The sequence below is a fragment of the Planococcus alkaliphilus genome (assembly GCF_057031095.1).
This window is the reverse complement of sequence record NZ_CM168060.1, coordinates 2,370,598-2,389,009: the sequence shown is the minus strand read 5'-3', so window position 1 is coordinate 2,389,009 and position 18,412 is coordinate 2,370,598. Positions and strand designations below refer to the sequence as shown.

Annotated in this window: 19 protein-coding genes and 1 other annotated feature; all 19 genes read left to right on the top strand. The window is 45.4% G+C overall.

The features are described 5' to 3' along the window. Window positions 1-3: 3 nt before the first annotated feature. Window positions 4-972: a phospho-N-acetylmuramoyl-pentapeptide-transferase gene (gene mraY / locus AC2EXB_RS12840; RefSeq protein ID WP_483601822.1), complete on the top strand. Its 969-nt coding sequence runs from the start codon at window positions 4-6 to the stop codon at window positions 970-972. Continuing rightward, window positions 973-2,337 (top strand): UDP-N-acetylmuramoyl-L-alanine--D-glutamate ligase, encoded by a 1,365-nt coding sequence (gene murD, locus AC2EXB_RS12835; RefSeq protein WP_483601820.1) that lies wholly within the window; start codon window positions 973-975, stop codon window positions 2,335-2,337. 19 nt (window positions 2,338-2,356) lie between these two features. Then, complete coding sequence (locus AC2EXB_RS12830) at window positions 2,357-3,157, top strand: cell division protein FtsQ/DivIB (RefSeq protein ID WP_483601818.1); 801 nt, start codon at window positions 2,357-2,359, stop codon at window positions 3,155-3,157. Continuing rightward, the gene (locus tag AC2EXB_RS12825) at window positions 3,120-3,860 is read left to right on the top strand and encodes a DUF881 domain-containing protein (RefSeq protein ID WP_483601816.1); all 741 of its coding nucleotides are present in this window, start codon (window positions 3,120-3,122) and stop codon (window positions 3,858-3,860) included. The genes AC2EXB_RS12830 and AC2EXB_RS12825 overlap by 38 nt, the downstream gene beginning before the upstream one ends. A 16-nt stretch (window positions 3,861-3,876) precedes the next feature. Continuing rightward, window positions 3,877-4,593 (top strand): DUF881 domain-containing protein, encoded by a 717-nt coding sequence (locus tag AC2EXB_RS12820; protein WP_483601814.1) that lies wholly within the window; start codon window positions 3,877-3,879, stop codon window positions 4,591-4,593. A gap of 2 nt (window positions 4,594-4,595) precedes the next feature. Beyond that, entirely contained in the window at window positions 4,596-4,961 is a 366-nt protein-coding gene (locus tag AC2EXB_RS12815; RefSeq protein WP_251474561.1) for a small basic family protein, read from the top strand. Window positions 4,962-5,062: 101 nt separating this feature from the next. After that, a complete protein-coding gene (ftsA, locus tag AC2EXB_RS12810; RefSeq protein ID WP_235196622.1) occupies window positions 5,063-6,343 on the top strand; it encodes a cell division protein FtsA in 1,281 nt (426 codons plus the stop codon). A 57-nt stretch (window positions 6,344-6,400) separates the two neighbouring features. Beyond that, a complete protein-coding gene (ftsZ, locus tag AC2EXB_RS12805; RefSeq protein WP_235196621.1) occupies window positions 6,401-7,585 on the top strand; it encodes a cell division protein FtsZ in 1,185 nt (394 codons plus the stop codon). Between the two features lie 119 nt (window positions 7,586-7,704). Beyond that, window positions 7,705-8,376 (top strand): YggS family pyridoxal phosphate-dependent enzyme, encoded by a 672-nt coding sequence (locus AC2EXB_RS12800; protein ID WP_483601812.1) that lies wholly within the window; start codon window positions 7,705-7,707, stop codon window positions 8,374-8,376. Beyond that, on the top strand, window positions 8,373-8,858 hold the full coding sequence (locus AC2EXB_RS12795) for a cell division protein SepF (RefSeq protein ID WP_235196620.1): 486 nt from the start codon (window positions 8,373-8,375) through the stop codon (window positions 8,856-8,858). Before AC2EXB_RS12800 ends, AC2EXB_RS12795 begins: the two co-directional genes overlap by 4 nt. Before the next feature lie 20 nt (window positions 8,859-8,878). Next, a complete protein-coding gene (locus AC2EXB_RS12790) occupies window positions 8,879-9,142 on the top strand; it encodes a YggT family protein (protein WP_052651118.1) in 264 nt (87 codons plus the stop codon). Window positions 9,143-9,205: 63 nt separating this feature from the next. Continuing rightward, window positions 9,206-9,991, top strand: a complete 786-nt coding sequence (locus tag AC2EXB_RS12785; RefSeq protein ID WP_483601809.1) for a YlmH family RNA-binding protein — start codon at window positions 9,206-9,208, stop codon at window positions 9,989-9,991. A gap of 93 nt (window positions 9,992-10,084) precedes the next feature. After that, window positions 10,085-10,600 (top strand): DivIVA domain-containing protein, encoded by a 516-nt coding sequence (locus AC2EXB_RS12780; RefSeq protein ID WP_052651120.1) that lies wholly within the window; start codon window positions 10,085-10,087, stop codon window positions 10,598-10,600. A 61-nt stretch (window positions 10,601-10,661) separates the two neighbouring features. Then, window positions 10,662-10,879 (top strand) — a binding site (T-box leader). A 43-nt stretch (window positions 10,880-10,922) separates the two neighbouring features. Next, complete coding sequence (gene ileS / locus AC2EXB_RS12775; RefSeq protein ID WP_483601807.1) at window positions 10,923-13,679, top strand: isoleucine--tRNA ligase; 2,757 nt, start codon at window positions 10,923-10,925, stop codon at window positions 13,677-13,679. 233 nt (window positions 13,680-13,912) lie between these two features. Further along, window positions 13,913-14,389: a signal peptidase II gene (gene lspA / locus AC2EXB_RS12770; protein ID WP_235196618.1), complete on the top strand. Its 477-nt coding sequence runs from the start codon at window positions 13,913-13,915 to the stop codon at window positions 14,387-14,389. Further along, window positions 14,389-15,300 carry an RluA family pseudouridine synthase gene (locus tag AC2EXB_RS12765; RefSeq protein WP_235196617.1) on the top strand — a complete coding sequence of 304 codons (912 nt, stop codon included), beginning with the start codon at window positions 14,389-14,391 and terminating at the stop codon, window positions 15,298-15,300. Before lspA ends, AC2EXB_RS12765 begins: the two co-directional genes overlap by 1 nt. A gap of 260 nt (window positions 15,301-15,560) precedes the next feature. Then, complete coding sequence (gene pyrR / locus AC2EXB_RS12760; RefSeq protein ID WP_483601805.1) at window positions 15,561-16,100, top strand: bifunctional pyr operon transcriptional regulator/uracil phosphoribosyltransferase PyrR; 540 nt, start codon at window positions 15,561-15,563, stop codon at window positions 16,098-16,100. Between the two features lie 19 nt (window positions 16,101-16,119). Beyond that, on the top strand, window positions 16,120-17,406 hold the full coding sequence (locus AC2EXB_RS12755) for a solute carrier family 23 protein (RefSeq protein WP_483601804.1): 1,287 nt from the start codon (window positions 16,120-16,122) through the stop codon (window positions 17,404-17,406). A gap of 134 nt (window positions 17,407-17,540) precedes the next feature. Continuing rightward, window positions 17,541-18,410, top strand: a complete 870-nt coding sequence (locus AC2EXB_RS12750) for an aspartate carbamoyltransferase catalytic subunit (RefSeq protein ID WP_483601802.1) — start codon at window positions 17,541-17,543, stop codon at window positions 18,408-18,410. Window positions 18,411-18,412: the final 2 nt, after the last annotated feature.

Genomic DNA, 18,412 nt, shown 5'->3' with positions numbered 1-18,412 from the left:
ATAATGGATATTTACATGTTGCTGGGCCTTGGATTAGCGTTGCTCTTAACTGTGGTGTTAATGCCGATCTTTATCCCGCTATTAAAACGTATGAAGTTTGGGCAAAGCATCCGCGAAGAAGGACCTGAATCCCATATGAAGAAAACGGGGACACCTACCATGGGTGGCCTCGTATATTTGATTGCCATTATTGCGACTGTACTTATTGTTGCAATGATTGCTGATGTTTTGACCGCTAAAGTATTTGTTTTATTGTTGGTGTTATTTGGATTCGGTTTGATCGGATTCCTGGATGATTTTATCAAAGTGGTCTTGAAAAGAAATTTGGGATTGACTTCCCTCCAAAAATTGATCGCTCAAATCGTCATCGCAGCCATCTCCTTTTTCTTGCTGAACAGCGTAGGACTTGATACGGCTGTGACAATTCCGTTCACTTCCATTTCACTTGAATTGTCGATGGTATACGTATTATTTATGATTTTTTGGCTTGTCGGCTTCTCGAACGCTGTCAACTTGACAGACGGTTTGGATGGTTTAGTCGCGGGTACGGCATCGATCGCTTTTGCAGCTTATGGAGTTCTTGCTATTATGCAAGACGAAACAGGAATTGCCATTTTCACTTTTTCTGTAACTGGAGCATTACTGGGATTCCTTGTATTCAACAAGTACCCTGCAAAAGTATTCATGGGCGATACCGGGTCATTGGCACTTGGCGGAGCTTTGGCGATGGTTTCCATTCTCTTGAAAGAGGAATTGCTATTATTGCTAATCGGCCTTGTGTTTGTCATTGAAACCTTGTCTGTTATTTTGCAGGTGGGAAGCTTTAAATTAAGAAAGAAACGCATTTTCAAAATGAGTCCGATTCATCATCATTTTGAATTGAGCGGATGGTCGGAATGGAAAGTGGTTACGGTCTTTTGGTTGGTAGGGCTTATCGCAGCAGTTATTGCAATTGCTTTGGAGGTATTGTAAATGAAACAGATTCCGGAACTTTATCATAAAAAAGTATTGGTGCTCGGACTTGCTAAAAGCGGATTTACTGCCGCCCGCATTTTACACGGATTGGGTGCTTTTGTAACGGTCAATGACTCTAAACGCTTTGAAGAAAACCCTGAAGCTCAGGATTTGCTGAATTTAGGGGTAACGGTCATTTGTGGGCGCCACCCAGAAGATTTGCTGGACGAAGGATTCGAATTAGTTGTAAAAAATCCTGGAATTCCATATTCAAACGTGCTGATCCGTTCAGCCATGGAAAAAGGCATTCCCGTTTGGACGGAAATTGAGCTGGCTTATTTGATCAGTGAGGCGCCGTTTATCGGCATTACCGGATCGAACGGCAAAACAACTACAACGACGCTGCTCTTCCACATGTTGAACCAAGATGAGAAGAAGCCATTGATTGCTGGGAATATTGGGACAGTAGCAAGCGGTGTCGCTGAAAAAGCGGTAGAAAAGAATGTCATCGTCACAGAACTTTCTTCCTTCCAACTAAAAGGAACAGTAGACTTCCGGCCGCGTATCGCTATCATTACCAATTTGTATGAAGCGCATTTGGATTATCACGGTTCTATTGAAGATTATAATGCTTCCAAAATGAAAATCACCCAAAACCAGACGGCGGATGATTATTTCATTTATAACGCGGATCAGCCTGTATTGTCGGCATATGCTGCGAAGAGTAAAGCGCAGCTTGTGCCTTTCACATTAAAAGGCAGAACGGAAAAAAGCATCAGCGCCGACAGCGAATTTATTTACTGGCAAGGCGAAAAAATTATGGAACGTTCGAAAATCATGCTTGGCGGACAACATAACCTTGAAAATATTTTGGCGGCAACTGCTGCTACTTTGCTTTGGGGAGGAACGAAGGAAACCATCATACGTGTCCTGTCGTCCTTTACAGGTGTTAAACACCGTTCCCAATTCATCGTTTCGTGGAAAGGCCGCAAATTTTACAATGATTCCAAGGCCACAAATGCATTGGCAACAAAAAGTGCATTAGAAGCTTTCCCAGGCCAAGTGATTTTGCTTGCTGGCGGACTTGAACGCAAACATTCCCTTGAAGAATTGCGCCCTTATATGAGCCGAGTAAAAGCGTTAATAACTTTCGGCGAAACAGCAGACCGTTTTGCCGAGTTTGCAAAAGACTGCGGTGTGCCGGCAATCAAAAAAGTGGTGGGTATGGATGAAGCAGTTTTGGAAGCAGTTGATCACTCCGCAGATGGGGATACGATTCTGCTGTCGCCTGCTTGTGCGAGCTGGGATCAATATGAAAGTTTTGAAATTCGCGGGGATGCGTTCATAGACGCGGTCCGTAAAGTAACGGAAGCAAACGACTAAAGGGAAAGGAGCAGCAATTATGGACAAAGTGATTGATATCGAAGAACGCATCCCGACGCTTCGTGAACGGCGGAAAAAAAGAACCAATCGCAAGTTCGTTGCCTTGCTGTTACTTTTTCTTCTATTGCTTGCCATTCTCATTTATAGTCAAACTAAATATAGTGAGATTCAAACAATCACGGTCGAAGGCGCGGAACTTTACGGCGAAAAGGATTACCAGGAAATCAGTGAACTTTCGATAGGCGATTCAATGTGGTCGTTTACTGAAAAGGAAGCTGAAGAGAAATTGAAAGAACTTGAATGGGTGGAACAGGCCGAGGTTCAGAAAAAATGGCTGACCGGCGTGGCCATCCGAATTAAGGAATACGAGAAAATTGGTTACTTGGATCAAGGCAATAGCTATCAAATGCTTCTTTCTAACGGTTTTGCTTTAGATAAAGCCATATCGGTGGTTGACGGGCCCATTTTCTCGAATTTCGAAAGCCAAGAAACGAGAGAAGAATTAGTTTCTCAGCTTACTGAAGTCGACTCGGAAGTTTTTAACTTGATCTCCCAAGTGATTTTAGATCCGAGCGATAAAGATGCAGCCTTTGTTACCTTGTATATGTCTGATGGCAATGAAGTAAGAGGGATCTTGCAAGGCCTTACCGATAAGTTGAATTATTATCCATCGGTCATTGCACAACTGGAAGATGGGCAAAAAGGGGTCATCGATATGGAAGTCGGAATATTTTTCCGGTCCTATGATGATGTCTATGGTCCTCCGAAGGAAGGTGACGAGATTGAACAACCAGAGCAATCAGAAGAACCAGAAGAATAAGCGCTATCGTTTCAGCAAATCGATTGTTTTTTCACTTGTTTTTCTTGTCCTTGGATTTATTATGGCTTACTCCTACAGTCTCTCGCAGGCGAAACAAGAAGCCGCGGAATTTACAGGAGGGGCATTTTCTCAAGAGGAAGAACGGGTTAGAGAAGAGTTGATCGAACAGCAGGAACGCAATAAAGAGCTTCGTTCAGAAATTGAAGAAAAGCAAAAAAACGTTCAGCAATTCGAACAGTCTTTTGCGGATGGTGAAGAACATTTTGCCGATTATGCGGAAGAAGCGGAAGCGCTGCGTTTGTATTTAGGTGTATTGCCAGTTGAAGGAAATGGACTGAAAGTGACTTTGCAAGATGGGGAATACGATTCGGATTCGGTTAATCCGAATGATTATATCGTCCATGAAAGCCATGTATTCCAAGTCATCAACGAGCTATACATTTCCGGCGCCGAAGCGATAGCGATTAACGGACAGCGCATCCATGCGAATTCCTATATCGTCTGCACAGGGCCGGTAATCACAGTAGACGGCGTTCAATATCCGGCGCCATTCACGATTGAAGCCATCGGGGAACCGGATGCTTTGGAATCATCGATGAAATTGGCGGGAGGTGTCATGGACCAATTGGTCAATGACAATATTATTGTAACGCTGGATGCAGGGCAAGAAATCACGATGCCTGCACTATTAACAGAATCATAATTGAGGGGGGAGTTGCATGAAAAGAAAAATCTTTTCCCGGTTTTCAATCATATTGTTTGTCATAGGGTTAATGACAGCTATTCAATATAATACGATAAATGAACCTGATGACAGGGATACCCGCGATGTCTGGGAAATCAGGCAAGAGCTTTCAAGAGAAAAGCAACTCCACTCTGAATTATTATCAGAAGTCGGCTTACTTGATGCGACACTATCGAAATACGAAGAGATATCATCTGAAAGTCCGGAGCAAGCTTTGAAAGACACGGTCGAAGAGCTCAGGGGGTTAGCGGGCCTAACCGAAATGACCGCTACAGGAATTGAAATGACGATTGAACCTTCGGCTGAAGCGGTGGCTTTCGGAGAAGAAATCGATTATATTGCGCCCGATCTATTGATTCGATTGGTAAATGAAATAAATCGCAATAATGGATTGTATGTCTCAGTCGATGGAAACCGGATAGTCAATACTACTGCCATCCGTGATATTAATGGCCTAACGACAGTCAATGCAATTCCGATACAAACGCCCCCTTTTAAAATTAAGATCGCTTCCAACTCGATGGAAGACACCGAAAAGTTGTATAATCATTTATTGTCATCAAGGATCCTTGACGATTTCTACATCGATAATTTATCAGTTGAAATTTCAGCGCCTCAAGAACAAGTGACGATTGAGCCTTATGCAAAAGAACTCAATTATCGGCATTTACAAATAGCGGAGGAGGAATAGCAATGTGGTTATCCATTTTAGGTTTGATCTTGGGCATTTCGCTTGGCCTATTGACTGATATCCAAATTCCTCCGGAGTATGCGAATTATTTGTCGATAGCTGTTTTAGCTTCATTGGACACTTTGTTCGGTGGGATTCGGGCGCATTTGCAGCAGGTCTATGATGATAAAGTTTTTGTTTCCGGCTTTTTCTTCAATATTATTCTTGCGGCCGGCCTCGCGTTCTTAGGCGTCCATTTAGGGGTCGATTTGTATTTGGCAGCTATATTCGCTTTCGGGGTCCGATTATTCCAGAATATTGCGGTCATTCGCCGAATCATCTTGGCAAAATGGGCTGAAAAAAAGCAAGTAAGCGAAACACACAGTTAAATTGAAGGAAAATTTACAAAGTTGCTCTATTTTACTTAGACAAGGCGTACAATTTACAATAGAATGTAGGTAACAGCAGTTTACTAAGGAGGTGCCACGAATTGAGTCAATCAGAATTATATGTAAGCTTAGATATCGGTTCGTCATCCGTGAAAGTTTTAATCGGAGAAATGGCCAATAAGTCGTTGCATGTCATCGGCGTAGGAAATGTAAAATCCAGTGGTATAAAAAAAGGTGCGATTGTTGATATAGATGCTACAGTCCAATCGATAAAAAAAGCAGTTGATCAAGCGGAGCGCATGATCGGCAAATCCATTCATGAAGTCGTACTCGGGATTCCTGCAAATAAGGCGATGCTTCAGCCTGTAAAAGGCGTAGTAGCGGTCAATAGTGAAAATCGGGAAATTTCAGATGACGATTTAGATCGGGTGCTGGATGCTGCACAAGTGATTTCAATTCCGCCAGAGCGCGAACTTGTCAACATCATTCCTAAACAATATATTGTCGATCATCTGGATGAAATTAAAGATCCAAGAGGCATGATCGGGATCCGTCTTGAAATGGATGGTACAATGGTAACAACCTCCAAGACGATTCTGCATAATGTCTTAAGATGCGTCGAACGCGCAGGTCTGCAGATCAGAGACATTTATGTCCAGCCTTTAGTGGCCGGGTACTATGCTTTGACTGAGGATGAAAAAAATCATGGCACCGCTTGCATTGATATCGGCGGAGGTTCAACTTCAATCGCCATTTTCCAAGACGGTCATTTGACAGCTTCATCGGTCATTCCTGTCGGAGGCGACCATGTCACAAAAGATTTATCTATCGTGTTGAAAACACCAACAGAACAAGCAGAGAAAATCAAACTGGAATATGGCCATGCATTCTATGATGATGCATCGGAAGATGAACTTTTTGAAGTTCCTGTTATCGGATCGGATACAAAAGAGCAATACAGCCAAAAATACATATCTGAAATAATCGGAGTTCGCCTGGAAGAACTTTTCGAACTGATTTTAGATGAGCTTTACCGGCTTGGCGTACAGGACCTTCCAGGAGGCATCGTCTTAACCGGCGGAATGGCGAAGTTAGAGGGATTATCTGAACTCGCTCGCCATATTCTTCAAACTCGTGTGCGTTTGTTTGTTCCTGAATTTATCGGGGTGCGCGAACCGCAATACACGACTGCTGTAGGATTGATCCAATACGCTTACATGGAAGATATGTTCTATGGACGCGTAGGCAGTGGAGCCGCGTTATCCGAGTCTGTTAAAATCGAACAAGAGCAGCATCAGCCTAAAAAGCAAAAACCGGCTAAACCGGAAAGTGAAGGCGTAGTCACAAAAGCCAAAAAGATATTCGATCGATTTTTTGAATAAAATGAATATTGTTCATGCCTCTTTTCAAAAGGCAGAGCAATTTTAGGAGGAAAAAGAATGTTGGAATTTGATACATCAGTTGATGCATTGGCAGTAATTAAAGTAATCGGCGTCGGCGGCGGCGGAAACAACGCGGTAAACCGCATGATCGAACACGGTGTTCAAGGTGTTGATTTCATCGCCGTGAATACGGATGCTCAGGCATTGAATCTTTCCCAAGCTGAAGTTCGCCTTCAAATTGGCGGAAAATTGACTCGTGGACTGGGTGCAGGAGCTAATCCTGAAGTCGGGAAAAAAGCTGCAGAAGAAAGCAAAGAGCAGATTGAAGAAGCATTGCGCGGAGCGGATATGGTCTTCGTAACAGCAGGAATGGGCGGCGGTACCGGAACTGGTGCAGCCCCAGTAATTGCTGGAATCGCTAAAGAACTTGGCGCTTTGACTGTAGGCGTGGTTACACGTCCATTCACTTTTGAAGGCCGTAAACGTTCTACTCAAGCAATCAGCGGAATCAGCACGATGAAAGAATCTGTAGATACGCTAATCGTTATTCCTAACGACCGTTTGCTTGAAATCGTTGATAAGAGCACACCGATGCTTGAAGCTTTCCGCGAAGCGGATAATGTCCTTCGCCAAGGTGTCCAAGGCATCTCGGATTTGATCGCAGTACCAGGTCTAATCAACCTTGACTTTGCGGATGTTAAAACAATTATGTCGAACAAAGGCTCCGCTCTAATGGGAATCGGTGTTTCTTCAGGAGAGAACCGTGCATCTGAAGCAGCGAAAAAAGCGGTTTCCAGCCCATTGCTTGAAGTATCAGTTGATGGCGCTAAAGGAGTCTTGATGAATATTACGGGCGGCTCTAATCTGAGCCTTTACGAAGTGCAGGAAGCTGCAGACATCGTAGCCTCTGCATCTGATGAAGACGTTAATATGATTTTCGGATCTGTCATCAATGACAATTTGAAAGATGAAATTGTTGTTACGGTTATCGCGACAGGATTCAACGAAGAACAATTGCAGCCGAGAACGCCAAGAGGATCTGGATTGAATTCAAGCAGAGTCCAATCGATCCAACAGCAGACTCCGCCGCCATCTCTTCGTGAACAGCGCCGTGAAGAACAGCGCCGCGAAGAACAGGCTCCAGCATATCAGCAAGAGCCGCAGCCGCAGCGCCAGGAAAAGCAGCACGATGATGCGTTAGATATTCCAACGTTCCTGCGCAATCGCCAAAAGAGACGTTAATCCTGAAAACCTAAACAGCCGCCTACTGGGCGGCTGTTTTTTTTCAAATAGGGCTTAATTGATAAATATGCCTGTCCTTGGTACAATAAGTTGAACATCTATAGAAAAGTTGTGAAATGATGAAATCGATAAAACCAGTATATGAAGAGATAAAAAACCAATTAAATGGCATCCGGCCAGGCGTTGAAATTGTCGCTGTTACGAAACAAGTGAGCGTTCAGCGAACGCTTGAAGCAATTGACGCGGGGATTCTGCATTTAGGGGAAAACCGGCCGGAAGGTTTGAAAACAAAGCAAGAGTCTATAACTTCAGATGCAGCTTGGCATTTTATCGGGAATTTGCAGACGCGAAAAGTTCGCGATGTGATTGACCAAATCGATTACCTGCACTCACTGGACCGAATGAGCTTAGCAAAGGAAATTGAAAAACGTGCAAGCAAGCGGGTCAAATGTTTTGTGCAAGTGAACGTTTCCCAAGAAGAGACGAAAAGCGGCCTGCTTCCTGAAGAAACTTTGGCATTCATTGAATCCTTGCAGTCTTTTGAGAAAATTGAAGTAGTGGGCCTAATGACGATGGCACCGAACACAGAAGATGAATCCGTGATCCGCGATGTGTTTAAGGGCTTGAAATCACTTCAGCTTGAAGTCGAATCGAAAGGATGGGCGCATGCACCTTGTACAGAATGTTCAATGGGCATGTCCAATGACTATTTGATCGCTGCTGAAGAAGGAGCAACTTTTGTCCGTATTGGAACTGCATTAGTAGGATCTGAAAGTGAGGCAACGGGATGAGCATTAAAAACAAATTCAAGAACTTCTTTTATTTAGAAGAATATGAAGATGATGAGCCGATTCAGCAAGAACCGAAGCCACAACCGGCTCCGCGGTATGAGAAGCCGGCTGCAACCCAACAGGAAATCAGAAAACCTTCTAAAGAACGGAGACAAAAAGCAGTGGAGAATGCAACCGCAACGCCTAATCTAGTCAGTTTGCAAAGTGCTGTGAAATCCTCAAAAGTGATTTTGGCAGAACCGAGAGTTTATGCCGAAGCCCAGGACATAGCAGAGAATCTGAAAAACAAAAGAGCAGTTGTAGTCAATCTACAGCGCATTGAGAAAGATCAAGGCCTGCGCATCATCGATTTCCTTAGTGGAACGGTTTATGCGCTAGGCGGCGACATCCAACGCATAGGGACCGACATCTTCTTATGTGTGCCGGACACTGTTGAAGTCGACGGTGCCATTTCGGATTATTACTACGATGATCAACAATAAAAGAGGTGCATGAAGGACCAATGATAGCTATCGTAAATTTATTATTAGTTGCAATAAACATCTATTCGTTCATTTTGATCGCCAGTATCTTAATGAGCTGGCTGCCAAATGCAAAAGAATCTGGTTTTGGAAGAATGCTTTCGAGTATAACAGATCCTTATCTGGATATTTTCAGAAGGTTTATTCCGCCGCTAGGCATGATTGATTTTTCACCGATCGTTGCGATTTTTGCATTGAATTTGGCAAGCCGTGGAATCGTCGTTTTATTTAATTACTTTTATTAATTACCTCACAGTTGTGGGGTTTTTTAGTTGGTAGACCATTCGAAAGCGAAAGGGGCAATTGGCATGGATTCATTATTCCAGCATTTCCGTAAAGATGAACAGCAATTTATCGAACAAGTATCCGGTTGGATGATTGATGTACAAGACCGTTATACGCCCAAGTTGACGGATTTTCTTGATCCGCGCCAGCGCTTTATCGTACAGGCTGTGCTTGGTTCAAGCGATATTCAAATGGCCGCTTCCGGTTTGTTTGAAGACGCTGAGCGGCAGCGCGTGCTCTTGTATCCGTCTTATTATGAAGTCCAGCAAGAAGATTTCCGAATTACGGTCTATGAACTGAAGTATCCGACAAAATTTGTAACGCTGCAGCACCCGGAAGTGCTGGGCTCTATGATGGCTATCGGGTTGGACCGCAATAAATTTGGCGATATCCGGATTGATGGGCAAACCATCCAGTTAGCGGTCGCTGATGAAGTAAGCGCGTATTTGCATGCGAATTTCACGTCTGCTTCAAAAGTGAAGGTGCATCTGGAGGAAATAACAAACGAAGAAGAGTTTATCACCGTAAAAGAAGAATGGTCTGAGGAAAGCCACACAGTCAGCTCGATGAGACTTGATACCGTGATGAGCTCTGTCTACAATATTTCGCGCCAAAAAGCGTCTTCGTTGATCACGGGCGGCAAAGTGAAAGTGAATTGGACGGTTCAGGAACAGCCTTCATTTGAATTGCACGAATCTGATATGCTGTCATCGAGAGGGCTTGGCCGCGTGAAAGTGCTGATGGTGGAAGGGCGTACAAAAAAAGATAAAATCCGCCTCCAGATTGGCCGTTTGGAAAGCAGCAAATAAGCGGTTCTGAAAAATTACGAAATATTACTGATATTTATGCCAATGGACTGTATAATGTAAATTACGACGAGATGTTAAGGAGAGGTGCACGAAATGCCATTATCCCCGCTGGATATACATAATAAAGAGTTTAGCCGAGGGTTCAGAGGATATCAGGAAGACGAGGTCAATGAATTCCTGGATCAGATCATCAAAGACTACGAGCTTTTGCTGAAAGAGAAAAAAGAATTGGAAGAGCGTTTAAAACAGACGGATGAACGCGTCGGCCATTTCACGACCATCGAATCCACTTTGCAGAAATCGATTGTCGTCGCTCAAGAAGCGGCAGAAGAAGTGCGCCGCAATTCACAAAAAGAAGCGAAGTTGATTGTCCGCGAAGCGGAGAAAAACGCTGACCGCATCGTCAATGAGTCTCTGACGAAAGCCCGCCGCATCGCAATGGAAATCGATGAGTTGAAAAAGCAATCCAAAGTATTCCGCAATCGTTTCAGAATGCTTGTTGAAGCGCAGCTGGATCTGATTGATACGGATGACTGGGAAACTTTGATGGAATACGATATCGATACAACCAATCTGGATAAGCTTGAAGCGAAAAAAGAAGAATACTGAACTTGACGCTTTTACAGCTTGCTTTTATAATTACATGAAATGGTTTTTATAACGACTATATACAAACGCATTGATAGAGACAGTATTCAGTTCAATTCGACAAAGCGATCCAGGGATAGTGGGAGCCTGGTGAAGGATGTTCTGATGAAATCACTCTTGAGCCGTTTTGGTGAACTGGAGTAGCCAAAACCGTCTACGCCACGTTACGGCGATCGAGTGGCAGCTTAAATTTAGCTGCAACAAGGGTGGTACCGCGAGTTTAAGCTCCTCGTCCCTTTCCAGGGATGGGGGGCTTTTTATTATGTCTATAGGAGGAATTTTGATGGAATACAAAGATACGTTATTGATGCCGAAAACCGATTTTCCGATGCGCGGCAATTTGCCGAACCGGGAACCGGAAATGCAGAAAAAATGGGATGATATGAACATTTACCAGAAATCATTGGAGCGCACTAAAGGGCGTCCGTTCTTCATCCTTCATGATGGCCCGCCGTATGCAAATGGCGATCTTCATATGGGGCATGCGTTGAACAAAGTGTTAAAAGATATGATCGTCCGTTCCCGTTCGATGATGGGCTTCCATGCGCCGTATGTTCCAGGCTGGGATACGCACGGTTTGCCGATTGAACAGGCATTGACCAATAAAGGCGTTAACCGCAAAGAAATGTCGCTTGCTGAATTCCGCAAGCTTTGTGAAGAATATGCGTATGAACAAATCGACAACCAGCGTTCACAGTTCAAGCGCATCGGTGTCCGAGGCGATTGGGAAAATCCGTACGTTACGCTAAAGCCTGCTTATGAAGCGCGCCAAATCGAAGTATTCGGTAAAATGGCGAGCAAAGGCTATATTTACAAAGGCTTGAAGCCGGTTTACTGGTCCCCATCAAGTGAATCTTCTTTAGCGGAAGCTGAAATCGAGTATCAGGATAAAAAATCTCCATCCATTTATGTTTCATTCCCAGTGACGGACGGCAAAGGCGTATTGGCAGAAGGCACGAAATTAGTCATTTGGACAACAACGCCTTGGACGATTCCAGCGAACTTGGGAATTACGGTTCATGCGGATCTTGACTATGTGGAAGTATCAGTGAACGGCTCTCTTTACGTCATCGCCCGTGCGTTGCTCGAAGACGTTGCACAGGAACTGGGCTGGACTGATTATGAAGTGGTTCGCGAAATGAAAGGCGAAAAACTGGAGCATATTTTGGCGAAACACCCATTGTATGACCGCACTTCGCTTGTGATGCTCGGCGACCACGTTACGACAGATTCCGGTACAGGATGCGTTCATACAGCGCCTGGACACGGGGAAGACGATTTCCTAGTCGGTAAAAAATACGGCTTGGATGTTCTGTGCCCGGTGGATGAGCGCGGTGTCATGACGGCTGAAGCTCCTGGATTCGAAGGCGAATTCTATGACAAAGCCAATAAATCAATCACAGAAGCTTTGGATGCGGCAGGAGCGCTGGAAAAACTATCGTTCATCACGCACTCGTATCCGCATGACTGGCGTACGAAAAAGCCGGTTATCTACCGAGCGACGGCTCAATGGTTCGTTTCAATCGAAGCTTTCCGTGACCAGATTTTGAAAGCGATCAATGAAACAACGTTCACTCCTGCATGGGGCGAAACAAGATTATTCAATATGCTGCGCGACCGCGGCGATTGGAATATTTCACGCCAGCGTGTATGGGGGGTGCCGATTCCTGTATTTTACGCTGAAAATGGCGACCCGATCATCACAGATGAAACGATTGCCCACATTTCCGGTTTATTCCGTGAACACGGGTCGAACGTATGGTTCGAACGCTCAGTAGCAGAGCTTTTGCCAGCTGGGTTTACGCATCCAAGCAGCCCGAACGGCATTTTCACAAAAGAAACGGACATCATGGATGTTTGGTTCGATTCTGGATCGTCTCACCAAGGTGTGTTGGATGAGCGCGAAGATCTTCAATATCCAGCTGATTTGTATCTGGAAGGATCTGACCAGTACCGCGGCTGGTTCAACTCATCTCTATCAACAAGTGTCGCGATCAACGGAATTGCACCTTATAAAGGCGTATTGAGCCATGGCTTCACATTGGATGGCAACGGCCGCAAGATGAGTAAATCACTGGGGAACGTCATCATACCTGCGAAAGTGATGAACCAAATGGGGGCAGATATCTTGCGCCTATGGGTTGCATCTGTCGACTACACAGCGGACGTGCGCGTTTCGGATGAAAACTTCAAGCAAGTATCGGAAGTTTACCGCAAAATCCGCAATACGCTGAAATTCCTTCACGGGAACTTGGCGGATTTCAACGAAAAAGAGCATCGCGTAGCATTTGAAGATATGCGCGAAATGGATCAATACATGGTCATGAAGCTAAACAAAATGATTGATGCGGTGAAGAAAGGCTATGAAACTTACGAGTTCTCGTCCATCTACCACGCATTGAACGGCTACTGCCAAAATGATTTGAGTTCATTCTATCTGGATGTCGCAAAAGATGTCGTATATATCGAAGCAGCTGACCATCCGCATCGCCGTGCGATGCAAACGGTCATGTTCGATTCGTTGATGGCGATCTTGAAATTGGCAACGCCGATCATTCCGCATACAACAGATGAAATGTGGGGCTACCTAGGCTTCGTGGAAGAAGAAAGCGTTCAGCTTACGGACTTCCCAGAAAGCCAGGAAAATCCAGCATTCGCTGATTTGGAAGCAAAATGGTCCCAATTCATGGACGTCCGTGATGCAGTCTTGAAAGCGCTGGAAGAAGCCCGTGCTGCGAAAGTCATCGGGAAGTCGCTGGAAGCGAAAGTTACCGTTTTCGGCAATGAAGAATTGAAAAACTTGTTATCTTCCGTAGACGACAATGTAGCTCAATTGTTCATCGTTTCCCAGTATGAATTTGGCGGTGCAGAAGCGCCGGAAAACGCATTGAAATTAAACGACGCGGCAGTTGTTGTTGAAAAAGCGGAAGGCGAAAAATGTGAACGCTGCTGGACGGTTTCAAAAGAAATCGGCCAAAGCGAAGTGCATCCGACGCTTTGCCCACGCTGCGCAAGTGTTGTAGAAACGCAATACGCTTAATAGTTAGAGAGCAGGAAGAACCGAATCAGGTTCTTCCTGTTTTTTTATTTCCAAATTATTGAATGGAGAGTGTTTTGAGCATCAAGAGAAGTAAATGAAAATATTGAGGTTCAAATGAAGATTCATCCAAACCGGTCATCTTGCAAGAAAAATGGCGCATGCTTTCGCCCGCATACTTTTTTATCGGGGGATGTGTTAAAATAAACTGACTGATGAATTGACGGGGGAAACACATGTTTATTTATTATGGAATTGCATTGCTGATCGTTGCAGCCGATCAGTGGACAAAATGGCTAGTATTGAAACATATGGAGTTAGGCGAACGCATCCCGGTAATTGAACCTTATTTAGCGTGGCTATCTCACCGGAACCGAGGGGCAGCCTGGGGCATGCTGGAAGGCAAAATGTGGCTTTTCGCCATCATTACGATAGCAGTTATTATCGGCATTCTTTATTATTTCCATAAACACGCAAAAGGGCAGCCATTATTCCAATTGAGTTTAATGATTATCCTTGGCGGAGCGGTCGGAAATTTCATCGACCGGATGCTCCGGGGAGAAGTTGTCGATTTTGTAGATGTATTAATCCCGATCATCAATTATGATTTTCCGATTTTCAATGTAGCGGATGCCGCATTGACCGTCGGCGTCGTGTTGATGATTATATTTGTCATTTATGACGAAAAACAAGAAAAGAAAAAGGTGTCTTAATGGAAGATTTAACGTTAGAAATTACAGAAGAAATGGCTGGAGAACGCATTGATAAAGTGGTTTCAGCTATGGATGAAGACTGGTCGCGTTCGCAGATTGCGAACTGGGTCAAAGACGGTGCCATCAAAGTCAACGGCGAAATCGTCAAGCCAAATTACAAAGTGCGGCTAGAAGATATCATTATCGCGACTCCGCCGATTCTAGAAGAACTGGACGTTGTTCCGGAAGATTTGAATCTGGAGATTGTCTATGAAGACGCAGACGTTTTAGTAGTGAATAAACCAAAAGGAATGGTGGTCCATCCGGCTCCAGGCCATTCCCAAGGAACTCTAGTTAACGGATTGATGCATCATTGCAACGATTTATCAGGCATTAACGGGGTCGTTCGCCCTGGAATCGTCCACCGCATCGACAAAGATACATCGGGCTTATTGATGGTCGCTAAAAATGATGCATCCCACCACTCGTTGGTGGATCAATTGGTGAAAAAGACCGTGACGCGCAAATATGTGGCGCTTGTCCATGGCCATATACCGCATGACAAAGGCACGATCGACGCACCGATTGCACGTGACCCGAAAGAGCGCCAGAACATGTCAGTTGTCGATAAAGGCAAGCATGCTGTCACTCATTTCCGCGTGCTTGAACGCTTCGGCAATTTCACGCTTGTTGAATGCCGTCTGGAAACAGGCCGTACCCATCAAATCCGCGTCCATATGAAGTATATCGGTTTCCCGCTTGTCGGAGATCCGAAGTACGGACCGCGGAAAACGATGGACATCGGAGGCCAGGCGCTTCATGCAGAAGTGATCGGATTCAATCATCCGAAGACCGGCGAATACATGGAATTCTCGGCGGAACCGCCGGCAGAATTTGCGGAGCTTTTGGAATCTCTTCGAGAGAAGGATTGACAAACCGCCACGTTGTTCTTTATACTTGAAAAAACCAATCGAATAAGCAACACCTTTAATAACAGTCCAGAGAGGCTGAGAAGGTACATACGCTAAGCCGGAAGACTGTCTTCCGTGCTGAATTTTTCTGCGCATCTATCCTCTTGCCTTTCTGGCAAGAGGATTTTTTATTTGAATAAGAAAGTATAGAAATTAGAATTGCGCTTCCGGTGTCTAGACGGGCGCTTGCGCTTTTCTTATTTGAAAAAGGAGAGAAAACCATGGTGGAAAAAGCAGAAATTTTAGATGAGAAAGCCATTGCCCGAGCGATCACCCGCATCGCTCATGAAATAATCGAACGCAATAAAGGAATCGACGAATGCATATTGGTCGGCATCAAAACACGGGGAACATTCCTCGCCCAGCGCCTTGCAGAAAAGATTGAGCAGATTGAAGGCAAGCCGATTTTAAAAGGGGAACTCGACATCACGCTTTACCGCGATGATTTAAGCCTGAAGCATAAGAATCAGGAACCGCTCGTCCAGCAAGTCGACATCGAACACAATATTTCGAATAAAAAAGTCGTGCTGGTGGACGATGTGCTCTACACGGGAAGAACGGTGAGAGCGGCTATGGATGCCGTAATGGATCTTGGCCGCCCGTCGCAAATTCAACTCGCGGTCTTGATTGACCGGGGGCACCGGGAACTGCCGATCCGGGCAGACTTTGTCGGCAAGAACATCCCGACTTCAAGCGAAGAACGGATAGTCGTCCAAATGATGGAAAGCGACGGCAATGACCGCGTCGCGATACACGTTTAAGAATAGGGGAGAACAGATTGTGACTGACGCGATTTTAGATGTAAAAGACAAACCAAAAGCAGGCCAATGGATTTCCTTGAGCTTGCAGCATATGTTCGCCATGTTCGGCGCAACCATCCTGGTACCGCAATTAGTCGGCTTGAGCCCGGCGATCGCTCTCTTAACAAGCGGCATTGCGACCATCATCTTCATCATCATCACACAATTCAAAGTACCCGCTTATCTGGGATCTTCCTTTGCATTCATCGCTCCGATTACGATTGCGACTGAAACTGGCGGCATCGGATCCGCGATGATCGGTGCGATGTTCGTGTCACTCGTCTACGCGATTGTGGCACTAGTCATCTGGAAAACCGGCTACCGCTGGCTCATGCAACTCTTGCCGCCGATTGTTGTCGGACCGGTCATCATCGTCATCGGACTGGCCTTGTCCGGAACAGCAGTCGATATGGCGATGAACATCACGGTCAACGAAGTCAGCCAGTATAGCTTCAAGCATTTCTCAGCAGCGCTCGTAACGCTTATTACTGCCATCATCTGCAACATCTATTTCAAGAACATCATCAGCTTGATGCCCATTTTAATCGGAATTATCGTCGGCTATATTTACTCAGCGATTATCGGGATCATCGACTACACGGCAATCACCGAAGCCAACTGGTTTGCGGTGCCGGACTTCCTGATTCCCGGAGCGGATTATTCCTTTACAGTGACGCCGACTTTGCTGTTTGTCATGGTGCCGATTGCGATTGTCACCATCTCCGAACATATCGGGCACCAACTTGTGCTCGGAAAAATCGTGAAACGAAATTACATAAAAGATCCGGGATTGCATCGCTCGATTCTGGGTGACGGCATTGGAACTTTTATCTCTTCACTGGTCGGCGGACCTCCGAAGACGACTTACGGCGAGAACATCGGTGTACTTGCCATCACACGCGTATACAGCGTCTATGTGATTTTAGGAGCTGCTGTCTTCGCCATCATCTTTTCCTTCCTCGGGAAAGTAATGGCGGTGATCGACACCATTCCGACAGCGGTGCTTGGCGGCATTTCCATCTTGCTGTTCGGGATTATCGCATCTTCCGGGCTTCGCATGCTGGTTGATAACGGCATCGATTTCGGAGACAAACGAAATCTTGTGATTTCATCGGTCATCTTAGTCATCGGGATCGGCGGCGCGAAAATCGAATTTAGCGAAGCGTTTTCGGTAGAAGGAATGGCATTGGCTGCCATCATCGGGGTCTTGCTGAACTTGATCTTGCCGGGTCGCAATAAAGAAGAATTTGACGACGGAACTGAATAATCACCTTTTAATGAATGTCCAGAGAGGCATGGAAAGGTTTGGATCACGGGCTCGCTATGCCCTTATTTCCTCACACCTTCCTTGCCTCAGGAAGGTGTTTTTTTATAGCTGAAATGAAGAGAGGATGGATGGACATGCCGGATGTACTGACAATGAACACCTTAGACAATGAAACCATCATGAATTTACTGGAGCGGGCAGGCGAATTTAAAAGCGGCAAAAGCCAGCCGATGACCGGCACGGTCGTAAACTTATTTTTTGAACCGAGCACCCGGACCAAAATGAGCTTTGAAATGGCGGAGCATAAAATGGGTTTGACGGTCCTGCCATTTGAAACAGCTTTCTCGAGCGTGTTGAAGGGAGAAACGCTTTACGACACAGTCAAAACTTTTGAAGCGATCGGAGTCGATGGAGTCATAATCCGCCACGAAGAAGAAGCGTATTATGAACAGCTCACCGGATGCAAGATTCCAGTCATCAACGGCGGAGACGGCTCCGGCCAGCACCCGACGCAGTCTTTGCTCGACCTCTTCACGATCTATCAGGAGTTCGGCAAAATCGCGGGCATCCACGTGACGATTGTCGGGGATATCGCGCATAGCCGAGTGGCCAAATCGAATGCAGCGGCTTTAGAAAAATTAGGGGCAAAAGTTTCCTTTGTCTGTCCGGACGAATGGGGCGGGGGTTACAAAACCTCCGATCAGCTGGATGACTTTATTGAAAGGACGGATGTGGTGATGATGCTCCGCGTCCAGCACGAACGCCACGCCGTATCGGCCTTATTTTCGAAAGAGCATTACCACGAGAAATACGGGCTGACTGTAGAGCGTGAGCGGAAAATGAAAGACGGGGCGATCATTATGCACCCAGCTCCAATTAATAGAGGAGTTGAAATCTCGGACTGCTTGGTTGAATGCAGTCGTTCACGGATCTTCAAACAAATGGAAAACGGCGTCTTTATCCGGATGGCGGTACTTGAATACGCTATGAAAGGGAGAGTGTAACT